A 24,468-nucleotide genomic window follows, 5' to 3' on the forward strand; every position below is an offset into this window, starting at 1 on the left:
GCCGCCATTGTAGGCGGCCGCTGCTGTGGATGCCGAACCGGCGCCGTGGCGCGGCCGTTCAGTCGACGCCGGGGCCTGGCGCCGCGCCGGCATCGCCATTGCCGGGAGCGGGCGCGGCGACGGCCGGGGCCGGGGCCGGCAGCGCCGCGATCGCCGACAGTGCGGCGGCCTCGGCTTCCTTGGTCATCACCACGATGCTGATGCGGCGGTTGATCGGGTTCTGCGGGTCGGTCTTGTCGAACAGCACCGACGACGACAGCCCGACCACCCGCGCCACCTTGTCCTCGCCCATGCCGCCTTCCAGCAGGGCGCGGCGCGCGGCGTTGGCACGGTCCGCGCTCAGCTCCCAGTTGCTGTAGCCCAGCTGCGTGGAATAGGCGGTGATGTCGGTGTGGCCGCTGATGCTGATGTGGTTGGGTACCTGGTTGATGAAGTGCGACAGCTCGCGCAGGATCTCGCGCGTGTACGGCATCAGCTTGGCGCTGCCCATGTCGAACATCGGCCGGTTCTGCTTGTCCACGATCTGGATGCGCAGCCCTTCGGAGGTGATGTCCAGCAGCAGCTGGTCCTTGAACGGCTCCAGCGCCTGGCTCTTGCCGATGGCTTCCTCCAGCTCCTGCTTCAGCACCTCGAGCTGCTTCTTCTCGCGCTCGCGTTCCTCCACCGGCGTGGGGATCGACTCGCGCTGGTTCTGGAACGGGTCGTTGCTGTTTCCGCGGGAGATGTCGGTGGCACCGCCGAGCTTGATCATCGACGTGCTGGCACCGCCGGGACCGGCCATGCCCGGTGCCGGGGTGCTGCTGGTGCCGCTCAACGGGCTCGGGTTGCGGAAGTATTCGGAAATGGCCGCGCGTTCGGGCTTGCTGGTGGAGGCGAGCAGCCACATCACCAGGAAGAACGCCATCATCGCGGTGACGAAGTCGGCGTAGGCCACCTTCCACGAACCGCCGTGGTGGCCTCCGCCCTGGATCTTCTTCACGCGCCGCACGATCACCGTGGGCTTGGCATCGTTGCTGGCCATGGCTTACTTGACCGACTTCAGGTGCTGCTCGAACTCGGTGAAGCCCGGGCGCAGTGCCGACGGCACGGTCTTGCGCGCGAACTCCAGCGCGATCTTCGGGTTGTAGCCACGCAGGCAGGCCAGCAGCGCGGTCTTGACCGATTCGTAGATGCGCGAGTCCTGTTCGGCGCGGGCCTCCACCGCGGCCGCGACCGGACCGATGAAGCCATAGCCGAGCAGGATGCCGAGGAAGGTGCCGACCAGGGCACCGGCCACGTGCGCGCCGACTTCCTTGATGTCGCCGCCGATCGAACCCATGGTGATGACGATGCCCAGCACCGCCGCGACGATGCCGAACCCCGGCAGGCCGTCGGCCACCTTGGTCAGCACGTGCGCCGGTTCCATGGCTTCGTGGTGGTGCTTTTCCAGCTCCAGCTCCAGCAGCGGCTCCAGCTCGTGCGGCTCGATGTTGGAGCCGATCATCAGCCGCAGGCAGTCGGTGATGAAGTCGATCAGGTGGTGATCGGCCTGGATCTTCGGGTAATTGGCGAAGATCGGGCTCTCTGCGGCGTTCTCGACATGCTCCTCGAGCGACATGAAGCCCTCGCGGCGCGCCTTGTTGAGCAGTTCGTACAGCAGGCTCAGTACGTCCAGGTAGTCCTGCTGCTTGTAGCGCGGCCCCTTGAACACGCCGACCACGGCCTGCAGGGTCTTCTTGACCGTCTTGGCCGGGGTGCCGACCAGGAACGCGCCCAGCGCAGCGCCGCCGATGATCACCAGCTCGTAAGGCTGCCACAGCGCGCCGAGCTTTCCGTGCGCGCCGACATAGCCGCCGAGCACGCTGATGATGACGACAAGCAGACCGACGATGATGAGCATGGGGCGCGGGACACGGGAGGGGATATCCCGTTGTCGGCCGCACCGGCCGGATCTGAAGGGGGAAAATGTGAACTCAGTCGGCGGGTGTCGCTTCGGCCCCGCCACGCCGCAACGGGTCCGGCCAGCGCTCGCCGCGGCCGACGAAGGACAGCGAAACCGAGTTCAGGCAGTGCCTTTCGAAGGTCGGCGGCGGGCCGTCCGGGAACACGTGGCCCAGATGGCTGCCGCAGCGGGCGCAGACGATTTCCGTGCGCACCATCCCGTGGCTGGTATCGCGGATGCGGCCGACATGGGCCGGGTCGAACGGGGCGAAGAAGCTCGGCCAGCCGGTGCCGGAGTCGAACTTGGTACTGGAGCGGAACAGTGGCAGGCCACACAGCCGGCAGCAGTAGGTGCCTTCGCGCTTGTTGTCCAGGAACACGCCGCAGAACGGCGCCTCGGTGCCGTGGTGCAGCAGGACGCGCCGTTCGGCGTCGTCCAGGCCGGCGACCAGGGCGCCGCGCTGGGCGTCGTCGGGGGGAGTCAGGTCGAAAGCGGTCATGGCCGCGCCTCCATGGGGGGAGCCTCATGGTAGGGGGCGGCCGGCGCCGCTCCAACCGCCGCGGTTAGCCCGCCTGCAGCGGCCAAGGTGCATCATCGCCGGACATGGACCTGTGGGAGTACCCGATGAGACGGATTGCCCTGCTGTCGATTGCGATGCTGGCGGCCACCCCGGCCATGGCCCAGCTCAAGCCCGCGCCGGCACCGACCGAAACCCGGCCGGTGAGCCTGCCGCCGCCCTCGAGGCCGGCCAGCGACGCCTCCGGCCAGGCGGCCGACAACGCGCGCCTGCGCGAGCAGCTGGAACAGTCGAGTCCGGCCAACGCGGCCGCCAGGCCGAAACCGGCGGCCAGGCCGCAGACGGCCGCGGTGCCGGTGTACGACCAGCAGGGGCGACGGCTCAACGGCATGCGTCCGGCCGGTCCCGGGCGGGTGATGGACACCCGTACCGGGCGCTACCACGACACCGTGCCCAGCGGCGACGGCGTGCGCATCGTGCGCTGAGTGCCGGCAACGTGTGCCGCGCGGTGCGCATGCGGCGGCCGGAACGGTCGCGCCAGGGCGCCTGCTTGCCCATTGCCGGGCGCACGCCGCGCCGGAGCCGGGCGGCCGCGTTGCGGGTCGCGGAAATGGCGGGCCTGGCGCCTCGTGTTGCCGTCGCAGGCTCAGTCGACGATGGGCAGGCTGAGCGTTTCCTTTACTTCCTCCATCACGATGTAGCTCTTGGATTCGCGCACGTGCGGCAGGGTCAGCAGGGTGCTGCCGAGCAGCTTGCGGTAGGAGGCCATTTCGTTGATGCGTGCCTTGAGCAGGTAGTCGAAGTCGCCCGAAACCAGATGGCATTCCAGCACGTTGGGCAGCTTCAGCGCGGCACGGCGGAATTCCTCGAAGATGTCGCCCGACTTGTAGGCCAGCGAAATCTCCACGAACACCAGCAGCCCGGCCTTCACGTACTGCGGGTCCAGCCGCGCGTAGTAGCCGGTGATCACGCCCTCGCGCTCGAGCCGGCGCACGCGTTCGGTGCAGGGAGTGGTGGACAGGCCCACCCGCTCGCCGAGCTCGGTGAAGGAAATGCGGCCTTCGGCCTGCAGGATGCGCAGGATCCGGCGGTCGATCTTGTCCAGCTCGCGGCTACGGGCGGCCATGGCGCTCTGCTTTGTGTGAAGGAAACGGGAAATTACCCTGTTTTATCCTTCAATACAGGAAAAAACACTGGTATGGGCTGAATATACTGCGCCGTTCATGGCCCCTGCCCGATTCGGCGCAGGGAATTGACAGGGTCAGGGCCTGCCGCCATTCCCGCCGCGCCTGCGCCGGGCGCGTGCAGGTTCCCAGGAGACGACGATGCGGGTTCTGATACTCGGCAGTGGTGTGATCGGCACGACCAGTGCCTGGTACCTGCGACAGGCGGGCCACGAGGTGACGGTGCTGGACCGGCAGCCCGGCCCGGCACTGGAAACCAGCTTTGCCAACGCCGGCCAGCTCTCCTTCGGCTACACCTCGCCGTGGGCCGCCCCCGGGGTGCCGCTGAAGGCGGTCAAGTGGCTGTTCCAGGAACATGCCCCGCTGGCGATCCGCCCCACTGCCGACATCGCCCAGTACCGCTGGCTGTGGCAGATGCTGCGCAACTGCACCGCCGGCCGCTACGCGATCAACAAGGCGCGCATGGTGCGCATGTCCGACTACAGCCGCGACTGCATCAACGAGCTGCGCGCGGCCACCGGCATCGACTACGAGGGCCGCCAGCTCGGCACCACCCAGCTGTTCCGCACCCAGCAGCAGCTGGATGCCGCCGCCCAGGACATCGAAGTGCTGCGCCAGTACGGCGTGCCCTACGAGGTGCTGGACCGCCAGGGCATCGTCCGCGTGGAACCGGCGCTGGCCGGCAAGGCCGATACCCTGGTCGGCGCGTTGCGCCTGCCCGAGGACCAGACCGGCGACTGCCAGCTGTTCACCCGCAAGCTGGCCGCGCTGGCGGCCGCGGCGGGCGTGGAGTTCCGCTTCGACCAGGACGTGGCGGGGCTGCAGCGCGACGGCGACCGCATCACCGGCGTGCGCATCGGCGGCAGGCTCGAGACCGCCGACCATTACGTGGTCGCACTGGGCAGTTATTCGCCGCAGCTGCTTGCGCCGCTGGGCATGCGCCTGCCGGTGTACCCGCTCAAGGGCTATTCGCTGACCCTGCCGATCACCGACGCGGCGATGGCGCCGACCTCGACCATCCTGGACGAGAGCTACAAGGTGGCGGTCACCCGTTTCGAGGACCGCATCCGGGTCGGTGGCATGGCCGAGGTGGCCGGCTTCGACCTGTCGCTGGATCCGCGCCGCCGTGCCACCCTGGAAAAGGTCGTGCGTGACCTCTACCCGCATGGCGGCGACCTGTCGCGCGCCGAGTTCTGGACCGGCCTGCGCCCGGCCACGCCCGACGGCACCCCGGTGGTGGGCGCCACGCCGTACCGCAACCTGTTCCTCAATACCGGCCACGGCACGCTGGGCTGGACCATGGCCGCCGGTTCCGGGCGTTACCTGGCCGACCTGATGGACGGCAGGGCGCCGCAGATCAGCAGCGAAGGCCTGGATATCTTCCGCTACGGCGGCCAGAGGGCAGGCTGATGCGCCCGGCACAGGCCCTGATCGACCTGGAGGCACTGCGCGGCAATTACCGCATGGCGCGCCAGCTGGGTGGCGGCAAGGCACTGGCGGTGATCAAGGCCGACGCCTACGGCCACGGCGCGGTCGCCTGCGCGCGCGCGCTGGAGGCCGAGGCCGACGGCTTTGGCGTGGCCTGCATCGAGGAGGCGCTGGAACTGCGCCAGGCCGGCATCCGCAAGCCGGTGGTGTTGCTTGAGGGCTTTTTCGACGCCGCCGAACTGGCGCTGATCGTCGAGCACGACCTGTGGACCGCGGCAGCCTCGCCGTGGCAGGTCGAGGCGCTGGCGGCGTTCAGCACCGATGCCAGACTGCAGGTCTGGCTGAAGCTGGACAGCGGCATGCACCGGCTGGGGCTGTCGGTGGATGAATTCCGCGCCGCGCACGCGCGGCTGTCGGCGCTGCCGCACATCGCGCCGATGGTGCTGATGAGCCACATGGCGCGCGCCGACGAGCTGGACAGCCCGCGTACGCTGGAACAGCTGCAGACCTTCAACCGCGCCATCGACGGCCTGCCGGGCGAGACCAGCCTGTGCAACTCGCCGGCGCTGCTGGGCTGGCCGCAGGTGCGCAGCGACTGGGTGCGCCCGGGCCTGATGCTGTACGGCGCCGACCCGCTGTACCCGCAGCCGAGCGCGCATGCGGCGCGGCTGCGCCCGGTGATGACCCTGCAGTCGCGGGTGATCGCGGTGCGCGAGATCGGTGTCGGCGAACCGCTGGGCTATGGCGCGCGCTTCGTCGCGCAACGGCCCACGCGCGTGGGCGTGGTGGCCATGGGCTACGCCGACGGCTATCCGCAGTTCGCGCCCAACGGCACTCCGGTTCAGATCGATGGCGTGCCGGGCCAGTTGATCGGGCGGGTGTCGATGGACATGCTCACCATCGACCTGACCGACCACCCGCAGGCGGGGCTGGGCAGCATCGTGCAGCTGTGGGGAACCTCGCCGACGATTTCCGAGCTGGCGCCGCGCTGCAACACCAGCGCCTACCGGTTGCCCTGCAGCCTCAAGCGCACCCCGCGCATCTACCTGTCGCAGTAGCGGCAACAGGAAAGGGCCGCGTGTGCGGCCCTTTCCGTGATGCGAGACAGTGCCTGGCGGCGGTCAGAGCCCGGCGGTGGGGCGGTCCTCGCGCAGTTCGCGGCGCAGCCAGTCATCGAGCAGGCGCTTCTCGTAGCGCAGCGGATCGGTGTCGGACAGGCGCGTGGCGCCGTACAGGTAGGCGTTGTCCACCAGCTTGCGCTCGCCCTGGTCGATCACCTGGCCCTGGGCGTCGGTGACGGTGAACTGCAGGTTGATCCGCGGCGGGTAGATGTTGCGCATGATGCGCACGTCGTCCAGGCGCGGGCCCTGCCAGGGCTCGTAATCGCCGGCGCGCTTGATGTCGGTGATGGTGACGGTCATCTGCTGCCCTTCGGGCAACTTGCTGGACGCCTGCTTGCGCAGGTACTCGGCCAGGTCCACTACCCAGTCACCGCGCTCGGCATCCCAGCGGTTGCGGCTCTGGCGCAGTTCGGTGAACCCGGACGGATCGTTCCACTGCACCTGCACCGGGCCTTCCACGGCCAGGGCGCGCGGCGCCTGCGGGTCGGTGACACTGGCGGGCCGGGCATCGGCGGCACCCGCCGCGAGCAGACAGGCCAGCACCAGGGCGGCAACGGTCGGGGTTTTCATGACGAACCTCCGGAAACGGGTCTTCACGCAGTGTGGGGGCGATCACCGCCCCGGGCAATCGCCAGCCGCCCGGCGGTTGGCCGCGGGTTGTGGACGGTTCATCATCACATGCCGTGGATAGTTGCGCGCCCAGACTTTTCCCCGTTGCGGCACGGCCGCGAGGACCTGACCACCCGCCTTGAGCATGCATCCGCCCGAACTGGAACCATTCGTCCCGCCGCCGGCCGCGGGGGGGCTGGACGACGCCTCGCTTTACCAGGATGTGTTCGAGGCCGTCGGCACCGGGTTCTGCGTGATCGAGGTGCTGTTCGACGAAGCCCGCGCGGTGGACTTCCTGCACTGCAAGGTGAATGCGGCATTCGAGCGCATCACCGGCCTGAGCGGGGTGGCCGGGCGTCGCGCCACCGAGGTGCTGCCGGGGCTGGACGAGTACTGGTTCCGGGTGTTCGGCCGGGTGGTCCACGATGGCGTGCCCGCGCAGTTCGAGCGCCACCTGCCGCAACTCGGCCGCTGGTACTCGGTCGAGGCGGTCCGGCTCGGCCCGGCGGGGACCCGGCGCATCGCGGTGCTGTTCGTGGACATCTCGCGGCGCAAGCAGATCGAGACCGAACTGGCCGAAAGCGAGGCGCGCTTCAGCGCGCTGGCCGACGGCCTGCCGATGCCTGTCTGGGTGCTGGACGACCTGGGCCACGTGCGCTTCGTCAACAATGCCTTCGGCACCTTCTTCGGGCTGGAGGCGGACCATCGCTTCGGGCCGCGCTGGTGGGAAGGGCTGCTGCACCCGGAAGACCTGAAGGTCTTCGAATACGCGCTGGAGGACGCCCTGTCCAACGAGCGCGACATGCACCTGAACGCGCGCCTGCGCCGCCATGATGGCCAATGGCGGTGGCTGGAGATGAACGCCGTGCCGCGTTTCTCGGCCGATGGCCGCTTCATCGGCCTGGCCGGCAACAGCCCGGACATCACCGAGCGCCGCGAGGTCGAGATGGCGCGCGAAGAACTGCTGGGGGCCGAGCGCGCCGCGCGCAACGCGGCCGAAGGCATGGCACGGGTGAAGGACGAATTCCTTGCCACCTTGTCGCACGAACTGCGCACCCCGCTCACCACCATCCTGGGCTGGAGCGAGCTGCTGCTGCAGCGCATGGAGGCCGACCACCCCATGCGCCGCGGGGTGGAGGTGATCGCCAGCAGCGCCATGGCGCAGAAGCGGCTGATGTCGGACATGCTCGACCTGAGCAGCATGTTGCTGGGCAAGGTGCAGCTGGAGGTCGAAGTGCTCGACCTGGCAGAGCAGGTGCGCGAAGCGGCGCGCCTGCAGGAGCTGGCTGCACGGGACAAGGCGCAGACCCTGCTGGTCGACGTGCCGCAGGCGCCGTGCCCGGTGCTGGGCGACGCCACGCGGCTGCAGCAGGTGCTGTGGAACCTGTTGGCCAACGCCATCAAGTTCACCCCGGTCGAGGGCCGGATCGAGGTCGTGCTGCGGCAGGAGGACGGGCATTACGCGGTGGACGTGCGCGACAACGGCGACGGCATCGCGCCGGAGTTCCTGGCGCAGTTGTTCAGCCGCTTCAGCCAGGCCGATACCACCACCACCCGCCGCCATGGCGGGTTGGGGCTGGGGCTGGCCATCGCCCGGCAGTTGACCGAACTGCATGGCGGATCGGTGTGCGCGCAGAGCGCGGGCGCCGGCCAGGGGGCCACCTTCAGCGTGCGCCTGCCGGTGTATCGCGTGGAGAATGCCGGACGGCCGCGGCGCACCGTGCAACGGGTCGCGAACGGCGAGCAGGTGGTGGCTGGCCATGCCCTGGCCGGGACCCGCATCCTCGCGGTGGAGGACCAGCCGGAGGTGCTGGCCTATCTGCGGCGGGTGCTGGAGGAGCAGGGCGCCAGCGTGGTGGCCGCGACGTCCGCCGCCGAGGCGCTGGGCCTGCTCGACCTGCGCGGCCATGCCGCCTTCGACGTGCTGGTCAGCGACGTCGGCATGCCCGGCATGGACGGCTACGGACTGGTACGCACGCTGCGCGAGACCATGGGCATCTCCGCGGTGGAACTGCCGGCGGTCGCGGTGACCGCACTGGCGCGCGGCGACGACCGCCGCCGCGCGCTGGCGGCCGGATTCCAGATGCATGTCGCCAAGCCCTACAGCGTGGCGCAGCTGGTCGGCGCGATCCGCGAGGCCTGTACTCGCCGCTGAACCCCCTTCGTGCACGACCGGTCCCAGTGCGGGCGGGCCGCTAGAATGACCAGCTACGTTCCGCTGGATATCCGCGATGGCCGCCGCTCAAGACGCCCCGCTGCAGACCCTGTTCCTCCCGTTCGCCAATGGCGCGTTGCCATGGCCGCAGGGACCGGTGCTGTTCCTGCGCGCGCGCGAGGGCTGGCCACTGCGCGAGCACGCCGCGCCCGGTCAACTGGTGTGCGTGCAGAGTTTCCGCCCGTTTGCGCAGGCGCTGGAGCGTGGCGGCTGGGAGGTGCGCGAAGAAGCCGGGCTGGACGCAGCGGATGCGCGCTACCCGCTGGTGCTGGTACTGCCGCCGCGCCAGCGCGAAGAAGCCCGCGCACTGTTGGCGCGTGCGCTGGAGCGGGTGGCGCCGGGCGGCGTGTTGCTGGCCTGCCAGTCCAACAACGAGGGCGCGCGCTCCGGCGAAAGCGACCTGCAGCTGCTGGCCGGCCTTGGCGGCAAGCTGACCAAGAACCACTGCCGCGTGTACTGGAGCGCGCCGCTCGATGGCCACCACGACGAAGCCCTGTGCGCGCGCTGGGCGGCGCTGGATGCGCCGCGGCCGATCATGGACGGGCGCTTCCTCAGCCGTCCGGGCGTGTTCGCCTGGGACCGCATCGATCGCGCCTCGGCGCTGCTGGTCGAGCAGTTGCCGCCGGATCTGGCCGGGCGTGGCGCCGATCTCGGTGCCGGCTGGGGCTATCTGTCAGCCGAAGTGCTGGCGCGTTGCCCCAAGGTGACCGCGCTGGACCTGTACGAGGCCGAGTCGCGGGCGCTGGCACTGGCCCGCCACAACCTGGCCGGCAGCCGCGCGCAGCTGGATTTCCGCTGGCACGACGTCACCGCCGGCATCGACGGCCGCTACGATTTCATCGTCTCCAACCCGCCGTTCCATACCCCCGCGCGCGAGGACCGGCCGGACATCGGCCAGCGCTTCATCGCCGTGGCCGCGCAGGCGCTGCGCCCGGGCGGGTGCCTGTTCATGGTCGCCAACCGGCACCTGCCCTACGAACAGATCCTCAACGACAGTTTCGGGCAGGTGCACGTGGCAGCCGAGCGCGATGGCTTCAAGGTCATCGTCGGTACCCGCGGGGGCCGCGCATGAAGCTGGTCAAGCACATCGCCAACCTCGGCTACGGCAGCCGCAAGCAGGTGCAGTGGCTGTTCCGCGAGGGCCGCGTCACCGATGCCGACGGGCAGGTGCTGTACGCCGACGACAAGGTCGGGCACGACGCCATCCGTGTCGATGGCGAGCCGCTGGACCCACCGCCGGGATTGACCCTGGTGCTGCACAAGCCGGCCGGCTACACCTGCTCGACCAAGGACCAGGGGCGGCTGGTCTACGACCTGCTGCCGTCGCGCTTCCGCGACCGCTCGCCGCTGCTGTCCACCGTCGGGCGCCTGGACCGCGACACCAGCGGACTGTTGTTGATGACCGACGACGGCGGCCTGCTGCACCGGATCGTGTCGCCGAAGTCGAAGCTGGACAAGGTCTACGAGGCGCGGCTGGCCCAGGACCTGCGCGGCGACGAGGCGGCATGCTTCGCCAGCGGCACGCTGTTGCTGGAATCGGACGACAAACCGCTGCTGCCAGCCGAACTGGAGGTGCTCGGCCCGCGCCACGCGCGGCTCACCCTGCACGAGGGCCGCTACCACCAGGTGCGGCGCATGTTCGCGGCGGTCGGCAACCACGTCGATGCCCTGCACCGCAGCCGTATCGGCGGGCTGGCGCTCGATGACCTGGCCGAAGGGCAGTGGCGGCTGCTGTCGGCGGACGACCTGCAGGTCCTGTTCGGGGACCGGCCATGACCCTGCTGGTGGAACTGGCGACGCCACCGCAGGCGGTGATCTTCGACATGGACGGGCTGATGCTGGACAGCGAGCGCGCGCTGCTGGGCTGCCTGGCGCAGGCTGGCACCGAGGCCGGGCATGTGCTGCCCGAGGCGTTCCTGCTCTCGCTGATCGGCTCCAGCGACGCGCTCACCCGCCAGCGCATCGCCGAGCAGGTCGGGGCCGACGCGGTCGATGCCCTGCTGCAGGATTCGTACGCGCGCTACGAGCGCCTGGTGGCGGCCGGTGTGCCGCACCGTCCCGGCATCATCGACCTGCTCGACACGCTGGTCGCGCATGGCGTGCCGCGTGCGGTGGCGACGTCCACGCGGCGCCCGCTGGCGCTGCGCAAGCTCGAAAGTGCCGGGCTGCTGCGTTATTTCGAACACGTGGCGACCAGCAGCGACGTCGCCCATCCCAAGCCGGCACCGGACATCTACCTGCTGGCCGCGGCTCGTCTCGGGGTCGAGCCACGCCACTGTCTGGCGCTGGAGGATTCGCCCACCGGGGTGCGCGCCGCGCTGGCTGCCGGCATGACCGTGATCCAGGTGCCGGACCTGCTGCAGCCGGACGCGGACGTGCGCGCGCTGGGCCATGCCATCGCCGGCTCGCTGCACGATGTGCGCGGGTTGCTGCTGCCGCTGCTCGGGGCGCCCGTCGCCGGGCAACACGCGGCCGGGTAGGCGGCGGGGGGGCGCGGCTGCGCCGGTCATGCCGGCGCGCTGGGGACTGGCTGAGGCACCGGCCAGCGGGGCGGCATCACTCCCCGGCCAGCAACCTGTTCCAGCCTTCCACGCCCAGCTTGTCCAGCGTGGCGATGTTGCGCTCGACGATCACGTCCGGGTCCGGGAACGCGGCCACCGCGCGTTCCACGCTGTCCTCGCGCAGCAGGTGCAGGGTCGGCCACGGCGCGCGGTTGGTGTAATTGCTGGCATCGTCCGGCGCGGTACCGGCGAACTGGTACTGCGGGTGGAAGCTTGCCACCTGCAGCACGCCCTGCAGGTCCAGCGCTTCCACCGCCGCGTCGGCGTTGTCCAGGAAGTCGTTGTAGTCGAGGAAATCGGTGAGCACCTGCGGGTGCACGATCAGCGTGGTATCGGTCTGCTCGGCCGGCGTATCGCGCAGCAGCAGCAGTTCCTCGGCCAGCTGTTCCAGCAGCGCCTCGGGCGTGGTGGCGTCGCTGAGCACGAAGCGCACCTGCTCCTTGACGTATACCGCCTTGGCGAAGGGGCACAGGTTCAGCCCGATCACGGCCTTCTCCAGCCAGCGGCGGGTGTCGGCGATCGGGTCGTGGGCGGTCTCGTTCATGGCATCGGGCGGCAAACGGGGGGCAGCCATTCTAGGGGGCGTGGCGGGCATCGCGCCGGGCGCGTGGACCGGCGGCGGCACTCAGTCGCGGAAGTTGTCGAACTGCAGCGGCTGCTCGAACTCGCTCTTCTTCAGCAGCGCGATCGTCTCCTGCAGGTCGTCGCGCTTCTTGCCGTTCACGCGCAGCTTGTCGCCGTTGATCTGGGTGTCGACCTTGATCTTGGACTCCTTGATCTTCGCCGCGATCTGCTTGGCCAGCTTCTGCTCGATGCCCTGCTTGACGGTGACCTGCTGGCGCGCGCCACCGAGGTTGGTCTCGATGTCGCCGAACTCCATGCAGCGGAAGTCGATGCCGCGCGCGGCCAGGCGCTGCTTGAGGATGTCGGCCATCTGCTTGAGCTGGAAGTCGCTGGGCGCGGCCAGCTTGATCAGCGTGTCGCCGTCCTGCTCGAACTTCGCGTCCACGCCCTTGAAATCGAAGCGCGTGGACAGCTCGCGGTTGGCCTGGTCGATGGCGTTGGTAAGTTCGTGCTTGTCGACTTCGGACACGACGTCGAAGGAAGGCATGGGGAAGCTCCTGGCGGAAAAACAGCGGCCATTCTAGGCCATCGCCCGGGAGGGCCGTGGTCAGCGCGCCTGCTTCCACTGCGCATGCAGCAGGTTGGCTGCCGCGTAGCAGGCCGGGGCGTCCCTGTTGGACAGCACGATCACCGTTTCGCCGGTATGCGGGTAGGTGCGCACGTCCGTGCAGATGCCGTCGGCGCTGCCGCCGTGGCCCCAGCGGAAATCGCGTTCGGGCACGCCCTCGCCGTAGCCGGTGGCGAAGAAGCCAAGGCCCATGAACTCGCGCTGCGGCGTGGTCGCCTGCCTGAACAGCGGCTGGGGCAGCAGCCGGCCGTCGACCAGTGCCTGCACGAAGCGCAGCAGGTCGCCGGCCGGCGCCACCTGCCCGCCGGCGGCGAAACCGCGCACCGGCAGCGTGGCGCAGTTGCGCACGCGCTTGCCTTCGACTTCTGCATAGCCCACCGCCAGGTCCGGTGCCGGATCGTCGCAGTCGACGAAGCCGGTGCGCGACATCGCAGCCGGTGCCAGCACATGCGTGCGGATGTAGGACTCGAAATCCTGCCCGGACAGCACCTCGACCATGCGCCCCAGCACCACGTAGCCGTAGTTGCCGTATTTCTGCTGCGTACCCGGCGCGAACTCCGGCGGCCGGTTGCCGTGCAGGGCGATGATGTCGGCCGGCGTGCGCAGCCGCGTGCGTTCGGCCGCATGCGTGGCGCCGAACAGTTCATCGACGTCGCCCGCGCCGGCGGTATGGGTGAGCAGCTGGCGCACCGTCACGGTGTCGGCGAAGGCACGGTTGGGGTAGTCCGGCAGCACCTCGCCGACGCGACTGTCCAGGGTGAGGCGGCCGGCGGCGACCTGCTGCAGGATCGCCACGCTGGTGAACATCTTGCCGGCCGAGGCCAGGTTCAGGCGGTCGTCGACACGCAGTGGTGCACCGCCATTCTCGTCGCGCGGGCCGTAGGCCTTCTCGAACACCACCTTGCCGTCGTGCGCGACCAGCACCACGCCGGAAAAGCGTCCGGCGGTCTCCAGCCCGAGGACGAAGCCGTCCAGCCGCGCCAGGTCGGTGGCCGAAGGCGCCTGCGCGGCCACCGTCGTGCAGGCCAGGGACAGGGCCAGCGCGGCCAGCGGGCGAAGCGGGATGGAAGTGGCAGGCATGCGTCCGGCTCCGGCGGAAGATGGGGCGAGCATAGCGGCAGCGCAGCGGGTACCGGCACGGCCTGCGATAATCGCGCCATGTCCGTTTCTTCCCCCTCTGTCTCGCGCTCCCCCGCCGCCGCCGTGGCGTGGATGCTGTCGGCCGTCGCCTTCTTCTCGCTGATGGATGCCGGCATGAAGCTGCTGTCGGCCGGCTATCCGACCCTGCAGGTGACCATGCTGCGCGGCGCCGCCTCGCTGCCGTTCGTGCTGGTGTGGGTGCTGGCCACCGCCGGGCCGCGCTCGCTGATCCCGGTGCGCTGGGGCCTGCACCTGCTGCGCGGCGCGCTGGGCATGGCCATGATCGGCTGCTTCGTCTACGCGCTGCGCAGCCTGCCGCTGTCCACCGCCTATTCGATCTATTTCGTCGCACCGCTGCTGGTGGCCGCGCTGTCGGTGCCGCTGCTGGGCGAGCGGGTGGGGCCGCGGCGCTGGGTCGCGATCGGCGTCGGCCTGGTCGGGGTGCTGGTGGTGCTGCGCCCGGGCATGGACGGCTTCATCTCGCTGCCGGGGCTGATGGTGCTGCTGGCGGCCACCGCCTACGCGATCGCGGCGGTGACGGTGAGCCTGTTGACCCGTACCGACACCCCGCAGGCGATGGTGGTGTGGTTCCTGCTGATCATGGCGATCGGCGCCGGGCTGCTGGCCTGGCCGCAGTGGCAGCCGCTGCAGTGGCGGCACGCAGGGCTGATCGCAGGCATGGGCCTGGCCGGCGCGCTGGGCCAGATCGCGCTGACCCGCGCCTTCCAGCTGGGCCAGGCGTCGATGATCGCGCCGCTGGAGTACACCGGCCTGGTCTGGGTGATCGGCTGGGACCTGCTGCTGTGGGGCGTGCTGCCGGACCGGATGACCTGGATCGGTGCGGCGATCATCGTCGCCAGCGGCCTGTACCTGCTGCACCGCGAGCGGGTACAGCATGCGCGGCGGGCCGGGCAGGTGGACCATCCCTGAACGCCGGCCGGTCCGCATAGAACCAAAAGGAATAAGATTCCCGCTGCCCGTGCGGGCGCCGCGGCCGCGGCGCTGCTAGGCTTGCCGCCCTTCCGTCCGTCCACCCGCCCTGGCCGTGATCGAGTTCCAGAACCTGCACAAATCCTATGCCGTGGACGGCCGCGCGATCACCGCGCTGCATCCGCTCGACCTGACCATCGGCGCCGGCGAGGTGTTCGGCATCATCGGCCACTCCGGCGCCGGCAAGTCGACCCTGATCCGCCTGATCAACCGCCTCGAGGAGCCCAGTGGCGGCCGCGTGCTGATCGACGGCCAGGACGCCGCCGCGCTCGATGCCGATGGCATGCGCGCGCTGCGCCGGCGCATCGGCATGATCTTCCAGCACTTCAACCTGCTGTCGGCGCGCACCGTGGCCGGCAACGTCGCGTTTCCGCTGGAGCTGGCCGGCACGCCGAAGGCGCGGATCGACGCGCGCGTGGCCGAGCTGCTGCATACCGTCGGCCTGGAGGCGCACGCGGCCAAGTACCCGGCGCAGCTGTCCGGCGGGCAGAAGCAGCGGGTGGGCATCGCCCGCGCGCTGGCCACCGGGCCGAAGATCCTGCTGTGCGACGAGGCCACCAGCGCGCTCGACCCGCAGACCACCGCCTCGGTGCTGGCGCTGCTGTCCAGGATCAACCGCGAGCTGGGCCTGACCATCGTGCTGATCACTCACGAGATGGACGTGATCCGCCGGGTCTGCGACCGCGTGGCGGTGCTCGATGCCGGCCACCTGGTCGAGAGCGGGCCGGTCAGCGAGGTGTTCCTGCACCCGCAGCACCCCACCACGCGCCGTTTCGTCTCCGAATCCGAGCACGTGGACGAAGGTGAGCTGCACCGCGATTTCGCCGCCGTGGGCGGGCGCATCGTGCGCCTGACCTTCCTCGGCGACGGTACCTACGAACCGCTGCTGGGCCGCATCGCGCGGCAGACCGGGGTGGACTACAACATCCTGTCCGGCCGCATCGACCGGATCAAGGACACGCCCTACGGGCAGCTGACCGTGGCCCTGGTGGGCGGCGACCAGAACGCGGCCCAGGCCGGCTTCGTCGAGGCCGGCGTGCATGTGGAGGAACTGCGTCGATGATCGTCGCCACCGCCGGCGGTTTCTTCCGCCACCTGGATGCGGGCAAGTGGGCCGACATCGGCCAGGCCACCATCGACACGCTGCTGATGCTGGCCGGCTCGCTGCCGCTGACCATGGCCATCGGCCTGCCGCTGGGCGTGCTGCTGTTCCTCACCGGCTCGCCGCAGCTGCACCGCCGCCCGCTGCTGTACGGCGTCACCGCGCTGCTGGTGAACGTGCTGCGTTCGGTGCCCTTCATCATCCTGATGATCGTGCTGATCCCGCTGACGCTGGCGCTGATGGGCACATCGCTGGGCGTGCGTGGCGCGATCCTGCCCCTGGTGGTCGGCGCCGCGCCGTTCTATGCGCGGCTGGTCGAGACCGCGCTGCGCGAAGTGGACCGCGGCGTGATCGAGGCCAGCCAGGCCATGGGCGCCACCACCGCGCAACTGGTGTTCAAGGTGCTGCTGCCCGAAGCGCGGCCGGGCCTGATCGCCGGCGCCACGGTCACCACCATCGCCCTGATCGGCTTCACCGCAATGGGCGGCGCCATCGGCTCGGGCGGACTCGGCGACCTGGCCTTCCGCGACGGCTACCAGCGTTCGCACACCGACGTGGCGCTGGTCACGGTGGTGCTGCTGCTGGTGCTGGTACAGCTGCTGCAGATGCTGGGCGACCGGCTGGTGCGCCACTACACTCGCCGCTGAGCGGCCCCCTTCCCGCACTGGAATCCCGATGAAGACTTCCCTGTTCCGCCCGTTGCTCGCCGCTGCCGCCGTGTTGGCGCTGGCGGCCTGCGGCAAGCCCGCCACCGACGAGTCCAGGCTGGTGGTGGCCGCCACCGCGGTGCCGCATGCCGAGATCCTGCAAGTGGTCAAGCCGATCCTGGAAAAGCAGGGCGTCACCCTGGACGTGCGTGTGTTCAACGACTACGTGCAGCCCAACGACCAGCTGGTGCAGAAGCAGGTCGACGCCAACTATTTCCAGACCGAGCCGTACCTGGATGCCTACAACCGCGACCGCAAGACCCAGCTGGTGACCGTGGTCGGCGTGCACATCGAGCCGTTCGGTGCGTACTCGCGCCGGGTCAAGTCGCTGGCCGAGCTGCCGGCCGGCGCCGACGTGGTCATCCCCAATGACCCGAGCAACAACAGCCGCGCGCTGATCCTGCTGGACAAGGCCGGCGTCATCAAGCTGAAGGATCCGTCCAACGCGCTGTCCACCCAGCGCGACATCATCGACAACCCGAAGCAGCTCAAGTTCCGCGAGCTGGACTCGGCGATGCTGCCGCGCGTGCTCGACCAGGTCGACCTGGCGCTGATCAACACCAACTATGCGCTCGACGCCGGGCTCGAGCCGACCCGTGACGCGCTGGCGATCGAGAGCAAGGATTCGCCGTACGTGAACTTCCTGGTCGCGCGCCCGGACAACCGCGACGACCCGCGCGTGCAGAAGCTGGCCAAGGCGCTGACCGGTCCGGAAGTGAAGGCCTTCATCCAGAGCAAGTACCAGGGCGCGGTGTTGCCGGCGTTCTGAGGATGGCCGCTGCGCCCGCCCCGGCGCGGGCGCACTGCGCCGGCGCGCGCGATTTGGCGGCATCGCGCCGCTGCCGTTAGGCTCATGCTCCGTTCCAGGGGAGCTTGCCGATGGGGTTGCTGCGTTTCGCCGGGCGTCGCATGGCGCATTTCCTGGCCCAGCCGCGACGCCGCCAGGCGCACCCGCCCACCAGCGGCCCGCAGCTGCTGGCGCGCACCCTGCGGCGTGGCGACGTGCTGCTGGTGGAAGGCAACAGCCGCTTTTCCACCGTGATCAAGTACCTCACCCAGTCCACCTGGTCGCATGCCGCGCTGTATATCGGCGAGGAGGCGCTGGAAGCGGGCGGGCCGCGGCGGCCGATGCTGATCGACGTGGACGTGGAGGCGGGGGTGCGGCGCGTGCCGCTGGACGCCTTCACCGACGGGCATACCCGCATCTGCCGTCCGCACGGACTGCCGCCGCCGGTGATCGACCAGCTGGTCGGCTTCATGCGCGCGCGCATCGGCTACAGCTACGACCTGAAGAACGTGTTCGACCTGGCGCGCTACCTGATCCTGCCGCCGGTGCCCGGGCACATGCGCCGGCGGATGATCGCGCTGGGCAGCGGCGAGCCGACCAAGGCCATTTGCTCGACCCTGCTGGCCCAGGCGTTCGAGTCGATCCGCTACCCGATCCTGCCCGAGATCGAGACCGTGCTCGGCCATGCCGGCGGGCGCCAGCAGCAGCGCGAGATACTGCATATCCGCAACTACAGCCTCTACACGCCGCGCGATTTCGACGTGTCGCCGTTCTTCGAGATCGTCAAGCCGCGCCTGCAGATGGGCTTCGACTACCGCACCCTGCAATGGGGCGAGGACGGCACCCCGTGAGGCCGCCGGCGCCCGCCCGGGCGCCATGAACGCGACAGGCACGGATCGCGGACGATCCGTGCCTGCCGGCAACGCGGGCCCTGGCCCGGGTCAGAAGCGGGCGCCGATACCGAAGCCCACGGTCCACGGGTCCAGCTTCAGCTTCTCGCCGGTGCCGGCACCGGCCACGCTCAGTTCCGGGCGCGCATGCATGTAGCGTGCGTCGGCACGGGCGAACCAGGTGGAGTTGATGTTCATGTCCACGCCGACCGTGCCGATCGCGCCCTTGGCGGTGCGCAGGCCGACATGGTCGCCGCTGGCGGCCAGGCCGTCGATCTTCTCGTTGGTGAAATTGGACTGGTAATAGCCGGCGCCCACGAACGGACGGAACACGTTGTCGGCGGCGCCGAAGTGGTACTGGGCGCTCAGCGCCAGCGGCTGCTGCTCGACGGTGCCGGCCTTGGCGCCGCCGCTGGTGCGCACGCGATGGTCGAACTTGTCGGCCGCGCCCCACAGCTCGACGGCGACGTTGTCGTTGAAGTAATAGCTGGCGCTGAGCGTCGGCGCCGGGCCGCCGTCGACCTTGTCGATGCCGGTGGCCGGGCCGCTCTTGGGCTGCAGCAGGGTCACGCCGCCGACGACGGCGAAGCGCTTGCCGGACGCGGTGTCGGCGCCGGCATCCTGCGCGAACGCGGCCGGCGACAGCGCCAGGGCGCCGAGGACGGCGAAGCTCATGATCTTGATGGTACGCATGGGGTGACTCCTCGTAGTGCTCTCGGGATTGCGTTGTTATCGAGGCCCTCGTTCGGGGCGCGCCCATCCTCGCCAAGGCAGCATGAATCGATGCGTACGCGTGGTGGCGCGTGCGCGATGACGTTCAGCGAAAATGGCGCAAGGTCCGGAACGCCGGTGGCGGGCGCCGGAAAACCATTCATGGAGTTGGATCGCGCGTGACGAACGAAACGGTGCTGCAGGGGCTGCCTGCGCAGGTGAATGCGCGCTGCCGCGTGCTCGTGCTCGGCTCGATGCCGGGCATGGCCTCGCTGCAGGCGGCGCGTTACTACGCGCATCCACGCAATCGCTTCTGGCCGCTGATGGGCGCGCTGTGCGGCTTCGACCCGCAGCTGGACCCCGCGCAGCGGCTGGCCCGGCTGCAGCAGGCCGGCGTCGGGCTGTGGGACGTGATCGGCCGTTGCCGGCGACGCGGCAGCCTGGATGCGGCCATCGTCCGCGGCAGCGAGGTCGCCAACGCGGTGCCGGCGCTGGTGCGGGAGTTGCCGCGGCTGCAGGCCATTGCCTGCAACGGCGCCGCGGCGGCGCAGGCGTTCGAGCGCCACGTCGCGCCCGCGCTGCCGGCCGGACATGGATTGACCGTGCTGGCGCTGCCGTCCACCAGCCCGGCCAACGCCGCCTGGTCGTTCGCGCGGCTGCTGGATGAATGGCGCCGGCTGGCGCCGTGGTTGCCGGTGGCGGAACAGTCCATTTCCCCGGCACCTGGCTGCCGGGACAGGCCGGGACAGCGGTAGCCCGGCGATGCCCGCGTGGCGGGCGGCCGCGCCCACGGCCGGCATGCCATGGCCCGTCCTTGTCCGCGGACATACGTAGGCGAATCCAAGGGCGGCGGTTGGCGCTGCGGCGCACTGGCGCCACAATAGGAGTTTCCCTCACTGTTGCTGGAGTAGTTTCATGGCCGAAATCAAGGAAGCAGTTGTCCCCGATATCGGTGACTACAGCGACATCCCGGTGATCGAAGTGCTGGTCGCCGTCGGTGATACGGTCGTGAAGGACCAGGGTCTGGTGACGCTGGAATCGGACAAGGCCACGATGGAAGTGCCGTCGGCCGTGGCCGGCGTGGTCAGGGAAATCAAGGTCAAGGTCGGCGACACCCTGTCCGAGGGCAAGGTCGTGGCGCTGATCGAAGTGGCCGAGGAGGGCGCAAAGCCTGCCGCCGCCGCCGCGCCGGCTGCGCCTGCCAAGGTCGAGCCGACCGCCGAGACCGGCGCCAGGGTCGAGCCGGTGGCCGTGGCCCCGGTGGCGGACAAGCTGGCCCAGCGCGAGATCGCCCAGGAATCCGTGCTGGCTGCGACCAGGCCGGCCAGCCCGCCGGTGCAGTTCAATGCCGAAGGCGTGCTGCCGTCCAACGTGCCCTATGCCAGCCCGGCGGTGCGCGTGTTCGCCCGCGAGCTGGGCGTGGACCTGGCCCAGGTGGCCGGCACCGAGAAGGGTGGCCGCATCACCAAGGCCGACGTGCAGAAGTTCGTCAAGGGCGCATTGACCGGCGGTGGTGCCGCCGTGGCCGGTTCCGCGGCCGCCGCCGGCGGTGGCCTGAACCTGCTGCCGTGGCCGAAGGTGGACTTCGCCAAGTTCGGCGAGACCGAAGTGCAGCCGCTGTCGCGGATCAAGAAGATCTCCGGCGCCAACCTGGCGCGCAACTGGGCGATGATCCCGCACGTCACCCAGTTCGACCAGGCCGACATCACCGAGCTGGAAGCCCTGCGCGTGGCGCTGAACAAGGAAAACGAGAAGGCCGGCATCAAGCTGACCATGCTCGCGTTCCTGATCAAGGCCAGCGCCGCGGCGCTGAAGAAGTTCCCCGAGTTCAACGCCTCGCTGGATGCCAGCGGCGAGAACCTGACCCTGAAGAAGTACTTCCACATCGGCTTTGCCGCCGACACGCCGAACGGCCTGGTCGTGCCGGTCATCCGCGACGTGGACAAGAAGGGCGTGGTGCAGATCGCGCAGGAAACCGGCGAGCTGGCCAAGAAGGCGCGCGACGGCAAGCTGGGCCCGGCCGACATGAGCGGCGGCTGCTTCTCGATCAGCTCGCTGGGCGGCATCGGCGGCACCGCGTTCACCCCGATCGTCAACGCCCCGGAAGTGGCCATCCTCGGCGTCTCCAAGTCGTCGATCCAGCCGGTCTGGAACGGCAGGGAATTCGCACCGAAGCTGCTGCTGCCGCTGTCGCTGAGCTACGACCACCGCGTCATCGACGGCGCCCTGGCCGCGCGCTTCACCACGTACCTGTCGCAGGTGCTGGCCGACATGCGCCGCGTGCTGCTCTGATCCCGAGGACTTGAAAGATGGCGAACACGATTGAAGTCAAAGTCCCCGACATCGGCGATTACAGCAACGTGCCGGTGATCGAGATCCTGGTGGCCGTGGGCGACACGGTGGCCAAGGACCAGGGCCTGGTGACGCTGGAGTCGGACAAGGCGACGCTGGAAGTGCCGTCCACCGCCGCCGGCGTGGTCAAGGAGATCAAGGTCAAGCTCGACGACAAGCTGTCCGAGGGCGACGTGGTGGTGGTGCTGGAGGCCGAAGGCGCGGCTGCCACGCCGGCGCCCGCCGCTGCCCCGGCCGCGACCCGCGCTCCCGCCGCGCAGCCGGCCGCCGCGGCCGCTCCGGCGGCGGTCAGTGCGCCGGCCACCGCGGCCGCAACCGGCCCGGTCGAGGTCAAGGTGCCGGACATCGGCGACTACAGCGGCGTGCCGGTGATCGAGATCCTGGTGGCCGTGGGCGATACGGTGAAGAAGGACCAGGGGCTGGTGACGCTGGAATCGGACAAGGCCACGCTGGAAGTGCCGTCCACCGCCGCCGGCGTGGTCAAGGAGATCAAGGTCAAGCTCGGCGACAAGCTGTCCGAGGGCGACGTGGTGGTGGTGCTGGACGCGCAGGGCGCCACGCCCGCGGCCGGCGCCGGCAACGTGGCGCCGGGCAGCAGGCCGCCGGTGACCCCGTCGCACCGCGCGCCGGACCCGGCCGTGGCCGCCCGCGCGCTGCCGTCGACCGGCCGCGCCGCCGACATCGAATGCCGGATGGTGGTGCTGGGCGCCGGCCCGGGCGGCTATACCGCCGCGTTCCGTTCGGCCGACCTGGGCATGGACACGGTGCTGGTCGAGCGCTACGCCAGCCTCGGCGGCGTCTGCCTCAACGTCGGCTGCATCCCGTCCAAGGCGCTGCTGCATGCGGCCGAGATCATCGACCATGCCGCGCATGCCGATGAGCTGGGCATCGCCTTCGGCAAGCCGAAGATCACCCTGGACAAGCTGCGCGAGTACAAGGAAAAGGTCGTCGGCCAGCTGACCAAGGGCCTGGCCGGCATGGCCAGGCAGCGCAAGGTGCGCACCGTGCAGGGCGTGGCCAAGTTCGTTTCGGCCAACGAGCTGGAGATCACCGGCGACGACGGCAAGACCCAGCTGCTGCGCTTCGAGCAGTGCATCATCGCCGCCGGCTCGCAGGCGGTGAAGCTGCCGAACTTCCCGTGGGACGACAAGCGCGTGATGGATTCCACCGACGCGCTGGAACTGGCCGAAGTGCCGAAGTCGCTGCTGGTCGTCGGCGGCGGCATCATCGGCCTGGAAATGGCCACCGTGTACAGCGCGCTGGGCGCCCAGGTCACCGTGGTCGAGTTCATGGACCAGCTGATGCCGGGTGCCGACAAGGACCTGGTCAAGCCGCTGGCCGAGCGCCTGAAGAAGCAGGGCATCGAAGTGCACCTGAAGACCAGGGCGTCGGGCGTCACCGCCGACAAGAAGGGCATCACCGTGACCTTCGAGGCCGCCACCGAGGGCGAGAAGCCGGCGATGCAGAGCGGCACCTTCGACCGCGTGCTGGTGGCCGTGGGCCGCGCGCCGAACGGCAAGAAGATCGATGCCGACAAGGCCGGCGTGGAAGTGATCGAGCGTGGCTTCATCCCGGTCGACCGGCAGATGCGCACCAACGTCCCGCACATCTTCGCCATCGGCGACATCGTCGGTAACCCGATGCTGGCGCACAAGGCCACGCACGAGGGCAAGCTGGCCGCGGAAGTCGCCTTCGGCGAGAAGAAGGAGTGGGTGGCGCGGGTGATTCCGTCGGTGGCCTACACCAACCCGGAGATCGCCTGGGTCGGCGTCACCGAGACCGAGGCCAAGGCCAAGGGGCTGAAGGTCGGCGTGGCCAAGTTCCCGTGGGCGGCCAGCGGCCGCGCCATCGGCATCGGCCGCACCGAGGGCTTCACCAAGCTGGTGTTCGACGAGGAAACCCACCGCGTGATCGGCGGCGCCATCGTCGGCGTGCATGCCGGCGAACTGCTGGCCGAGATCGGACTGGCCATCGAGATGGGCGCCGAGGCCGAGGACATCGGCCACACCATCCACGCCCACCCGACGCTGAGCGAATCGGTGGCGATGGCTTCGGAAATCTACGACGGCACCATCACCGACCTGTACATCCCGAAGAAGAAGTAAGCGGCATACGCCGTGATCGTCACGACGCCCCTTCGCCGGGGCGTCGTTGTTCCTGGCTCCGGCGGAAAGCACGCCACCGGTGGTGGCGCGCGCGGCCGGGTCAGAACGACAGGCTCACGCCCACCAGCGGGCCCTTGAATTCCTGCTTCAGGCCGATGAGCCCATCGCTTCCCTTGCGGTCTACGTCGAGCTTGAACCAGTCGTAGCCGGCGAAGATGCCGAAGTTCGGGTTGACGTTGTACTGCACGATGGCGTTGGCGCGGCTCAGGTCGCCTTCGTAGTCATCGAAGTTGCCCCAGCGCGTGTTGAGGTACTGGCCCTGCAGGTTGATCAGCCAGTGCTCGGACGGGGTGAAGGTCAGGCGCGCGCCGACCACCGGGGCGATGCCGTCGGTCTTCTCGTCGAGCACCTGGCCCTGGTACAGCTGGCCGAGATCGGCATAGGCGTTGGCGTCCACCTTGGCGTACTCGGCGCCGAGCTGCAGGCCGAGGTCGAAGCGCTCGCCGTCGACCACCGCGTAGTCATAGACCAGGCTGGCCACCTGGTACTTCAGGTTGCCCTTGACGAAGCTGCCGGCCGGCACCGTGGTGCCGTCGAAGCTGATGCTCTCGCCCAGCGCCTGGCGGCGGTCCTTGTCGTAGCGGAAGTAATCGAAGATCAGCCGCTGCCGCTCGCTGATGCGGAACAGGCCGTCCACGCGCGGCTCCCATTCCTTGCCGCCGAGGTCGAAATCCTCGTCGAAGGCCAGTTCCTGGCCACCGACCGTGCCGCTGCCGCGCAGGGTATTGGACGAATCGATGTTCATCGCGCCCAGGCGCAGCGTGAAGCGCGGATCGCCGTCCGCGGCGTGGGCGGGCGCGGCCTGCAGCAGGGCCAGGGCAAGCGCGCAGGACGCGCAGGTCGTGAGGTGCGGGGGGAGGCGCATCGTTCGGTTCG

The 24,468-nt window shown here is 69.7% G+C and carries 25 protein-coding genes; 15 read left to right on the forward strand and 10 right to left on the reverse strand.

What is annotated here, in order from left to right:
• Positions 1–58: 58 nt before the first annotated feature.
• From motB to msrB, 3 genes are all read right to left on the reverse strand, one after another.
• The gene (gene motB, locus ABB33_RS02860) at positions 59–1,021 is read right to left on the reverse strand and encodes a flagellar motor protein MotB (protein ID WP_056931071.1); all 963 of its coding nucleotides are present in this window, start codon (positions 1,019–1,021) and stop codon (positions 59–61) included.
• Positions 1,022–1,024: 3 nt separating this feature from the next.
• Positions 1,025–1,879 carry a flagellar motor stator protein MotA gene (gene motA / locus ABB33_RS02865; protein ID WP_054661902.1) on the reverse strand — a complete coding sequence of 285 codons (855 nt, stop codon included), beginning with the start codon at positions 1,877–1,879 and terminating at the stop codon, positions 1,025–1,027.
• A gap of 73 nt (positions 1,880–1,952) precedes the next feature.
• On the reverse strand, positions 1,953–2,420 hold the full coding sequence (gene msrB, locus ABB33_RS02870; RefSeq protein WP_054661905.1) for a peptide-methionine (R)-S-oxide reductase MsrB: 468 nt from the start codon (positions 2,418–2,420) through the stop codon (positions 1,953–1,955).
• Between the two features lie 125 nt (positions 2,421–2,545).
• Between msrB and ABB33_RS02875 the strand changes: the two genes are divergently transcribed.
• Positions 2,546–2,923 carry a classical arabinogalactan protein 4 gene (locus ABB33_RS02875; protein WP_152984940.1) on the forward strand — a complete coding sequence of 126 codons (378 nt, stop codon included), beginning with the start codon at positions 2,546–2,548 and terminating at the stop codon, positions 2,921–2,923.
• 161 nt (positions 2,924–3,084) lie between these two features.
• Here ABB33_RS02875 and ABB33_RS02880 read toward each other — a convergent pair whose 3' ends face one another.
• Positions 3,085–3,564 carry a winged helix-turn-helix transcriptional regulator gene (locus tag ABB33_RS02880; protein WP_054661911.1) on the reverse strand — a complete coding sequence of 160 codons (480 nt, stop codon included), beginning with the start codon at positions 3,562–3,564 and terminating at the stop codon, positions 3,085–3,087.
• 199 nt (positions 3,565–3,763) lie between these two features.
• Between ABB33_RS02880 and ABB33_RS02885 the strand changes: the two genes are divergently transcribed.
• Positions 3,764–5,032, forward strand: a complete 1,269-nt coding sequence (locus ABB33_RS02885) for a D-amino acid dehydrogenase (protein WP_054661914.1) — start codon at positions 3,764–3,766, stop codon at positions 5,030–5,032.
• Positions 5,032–6,108: an alanine racemase gene (gene alr, locus ABB33_RS02890; protein WP_056931073.1), complete on the forward strand. Its 1,077-nt coding sequence runs from the start codon at positions 5,032–5,034 to the stop codon at positions 6,106–6,108. Before ABB33_RS02885 ends, alr begins: the two co-directional genes overlap by 1 nt.
• Positions 6,109–6,171: 63 nt before the next feature.
• Here alr and ABB33_RS02895 read toward each other — a convergent pair whose 3' ends face one another.
• Positions 6,172–6,741: a DUF3016 domain-containing protein gene (locus tag ABB33_RS02895; protein WP_054661920.1), complete on the reverse strand. Its 570-nt coding sequence runs from the start codon at positions 6,739–6,741 to the stop codon at positions 6,172–6,174.
• A 184-nt stretch (positions 6,742–6,925) separates the two neighbouring features.
• On the opposite strand from ABB33_RS02895, the gene ABB33_RS02900 reads away from it, so the two are divergent.
• From ABB33_RS02900 to ABB33_RS02915, 4 genes are all read left to right on the forward strand, one after another.
• Positions 6,926–8,935 (forward strand): hybrid sensor histidine kinase/response regulator, encoded by a 2,010-nt coding sequence (locus ABB33_RS02900; RefSeq protein WP_056931074.1) that lies wholly within the window; start codon positions 6,926–6,928, stop codon positions 8,933–8,935.
• Between the two features lie 76 nt (positions 8,936–9,011).
• The gene (locus ABB33_RS02905) at positions 9,012–10,067 is read left to right on the forward strand and encodes a methyltransferase (RefSeq protein ID WP_056931075.1); all 1,056 of its coding nucleotides are present in this window, start codon (positions 9,012–9,014) and stop codon (positions 10,065–10,067) included.
• Positions 10,064–10,771, forward strand: coding sequence for a pseudouridine synthase (locus ABB33_RS02910; RefSeq protein ID WP_056931076.1), 708 nt, complete (start codon positions 10,064–10,066; stop codon positions 10,769–10,771). Before ABB33_RS02905 ends, ABB33_RS02910 begins: the two co-directional genes overlap by 4 nt.
• Positions 10,768–11,475 carry an HAD family hydrolase gene (locus ABB33_RS02915; protein WP_056931077.1) on the forward strand — a complete coding sequence of 236 codons (708 nt, stop codon included), beginning with the start codon at positions 10,768–10,770 and terminating at the stop codon, positions 11,473–11,475. Before ABB33_RS02910 ends, ABB33_RS02915 begins: the two co-directional genes overlap by 4 nt.
• Positions 11,476–11,551: 76 nt before the next feature.
• Here ABB33_RS02915 and ABB33_RS02920 read toward each other — a convergent pair whose 3' ends face one another.
• From ABB33_RS02920 to ABB33_RS02930, 3 genes are all read right to left on the reverse strand, one after another.
• A complete protein-coding gene (locus tag ABB33_RS02920) occupies positions 11,552–12,100 on the reverse strand; it encodes a DUF1415 domain-containing protein (protein WP_054661936.1) in 549 nt (182 codons plus the stop codon).
• A gap of 81 nt (positions 12,101–12,181) precedes the next feature.
• On the reverse strand, positions 12,182–12,667 hold the full coding sequence (locus ABB33_RS02925) for a YajQ family cyclic di-GMP-binding protein (RefSeq protein WP_056931078.1): 486 nt from the start codon (positions 12,665–12,667) through the stop codon (positions 12,182–12,184).
• 60 nt (positions 12,668–12,727) lie between these two features.
• Positions 12,728–13,828, reverse strand: coding sequence for a serine hydrolase domain-containing protein (locus ABB33_RS02930; protein ID WP_056931079.1), 1,101 nt, complete (start codon positions 13,826–13,828; stop codon positions 12,728–12,730).
• A 78-nt stretch (positions 13,829–13,906) separates the two neighbouring features.
• Between ABB33_RS02930 and ABB33_RS02935 the strand changes: the two genes are divergently transcribed.
• The 5 genes from ABB33_RS02935 (at position 13,907) to ABB33_RS02955 (ending at position 18,325) form a co-directional block, all read left to right on the forward strand.
• Complete coding sequence (locus ABB33_RS02935) at positions 13,907–14,818, forward strand: DMT family transporter (RefSeq protein WP_056931080.1); 912 nt, start codon at positions 13,907–13,909, stop codon at positions 14,816–14,818.
• A gap of 115 nt (positions 14,819–14,933) precedes the next feature.
• Entirely contained in the window at positions 14,934–15,941 is a 1,008-nt protein-coding gene (locus tag ABB33_RS02940; protein ID WP_056931081.1) for a methionine ABC transporter ATP-binding protein, read from the forward strand.
• Entirely contained in the window at positions 15,938–16,627 is a 690-nt protein-coding gene (locus tag ABB33_RS02945) for a methionine ABC transporter permease (RefSeq protein WP_054661953.1), read from the forward strand. The genes ABB33_RS02940 and ABB33_RS02945 overlap by 4 nt, the downstream gene beginning before the upstream one ends.
• 28 nt (positions 16,628–16,655) lie before the next feature.
• Complete coding sequence (locus tag ABB33_RS02950) at positions 16,656–17,456, forward strand: MetQ/NlpA family ABC transporter substrate-binding protein (protein ID WP_054661956.1); 801 nt, start codon at positions 16,656–16,658, stop codon at positions 17,454–17,456.
• A 110-nt stretch (positions 17,457–17,566) separates the two neighbouring features.
• Entirely contained in the window at positions 17,567–18,325 is a 759-nt protein-coding gene (locus ABB33_RS02955) for a YiiX/YebB-like N1pC/P60 family cysteine hydrolase (RefSeq protein ID WP_054661959.1), read from the forward strand.
• Between the two features lie 90 nt (positions 18,326–18,415).
• Here the strand turns inward: ABB33_RS02955 and ABB33_RS02960 are convergent, their stop codons facing one another.
• A complete protein-coding gene (locus tag ABB33_RS02960; protein WP_056931082.1) occupies positions 18,416–19,057 on the reverse strand; it encodes an OmpW/AlkL family protein in 642 nt (213 codons plus the stop codon).
• Positions 19,058–19,254: 197 nt separating this feature from the next.
• Between ABB33_RS02960 and ABB33_RS02965 the strand changes: the two genes are divergently transcribed.
• The 3 genes from ABB33_RS02965 (at position 19,255) to lpdA (ending at position 23,532) form a co-directional block, all read left to right on the forward strand.
• Positions 19,255–19,830, forward strand: a complete 576-nt coding sequence (locus tag ABB33_RS02965) for a DNA-deoxyinosine glycosylase (RefSeq protein WP_056931083.1) — start codon at positions 19,255–19,257, stop codon at positions 19,828–19,830.
• Positions 19,831–19,990: 160 nt separating this feature from the next.
• Entirely contained in the window at positions 19,991–21,367 is a 1,377-nt protein-coding gene (locus ABB33_RS02970) for a dihydrolipoyllysine-residue acetyltransferase (protein WP_225546675.1), read from the forward strand.
• Positions 21,368–21,384: 17 nt separating this feature from the next.
• A complete protein-coding gene (gene lpdA / locus ABB33_RS02975) occupies positions 21,385–23,532 on the forward strand; it encodes a dihydrolipoyl dehydrogenase (protein ID WP_082594962.1) in 2,148 nt (715 codons plus the stop codon).
• Between the two features lie 100 nt (positions 23,533–23,632).
• Here lpdA and ABB33_RS02980 read toward each other — a convergent pair whose 3' ends face one another.
• Positions 23,633–24,457, reverse strand: a complete 825-nt coding sequence (locus ABB33_RS02980) for a hypothetical protein (protein ID WP_056931084.1) — start codon at positions 24,455–24,457, stop codon at positions 23,633–23,635.
• Positions 24,458–24,468: the final 11 nt, after the last annotated feature.

The sequence above is a fragment of the Stenotrophomonas acidaminiphila genome (genome assembly GCF_001431595.1).
GTDB lineage: Bacteria > Pseudomonadota > Gammaproteobacteria > Xanthomonadales > Xanthomonadaceae > Stenotrophomonas > Stenotrophomonas acidaminiphila.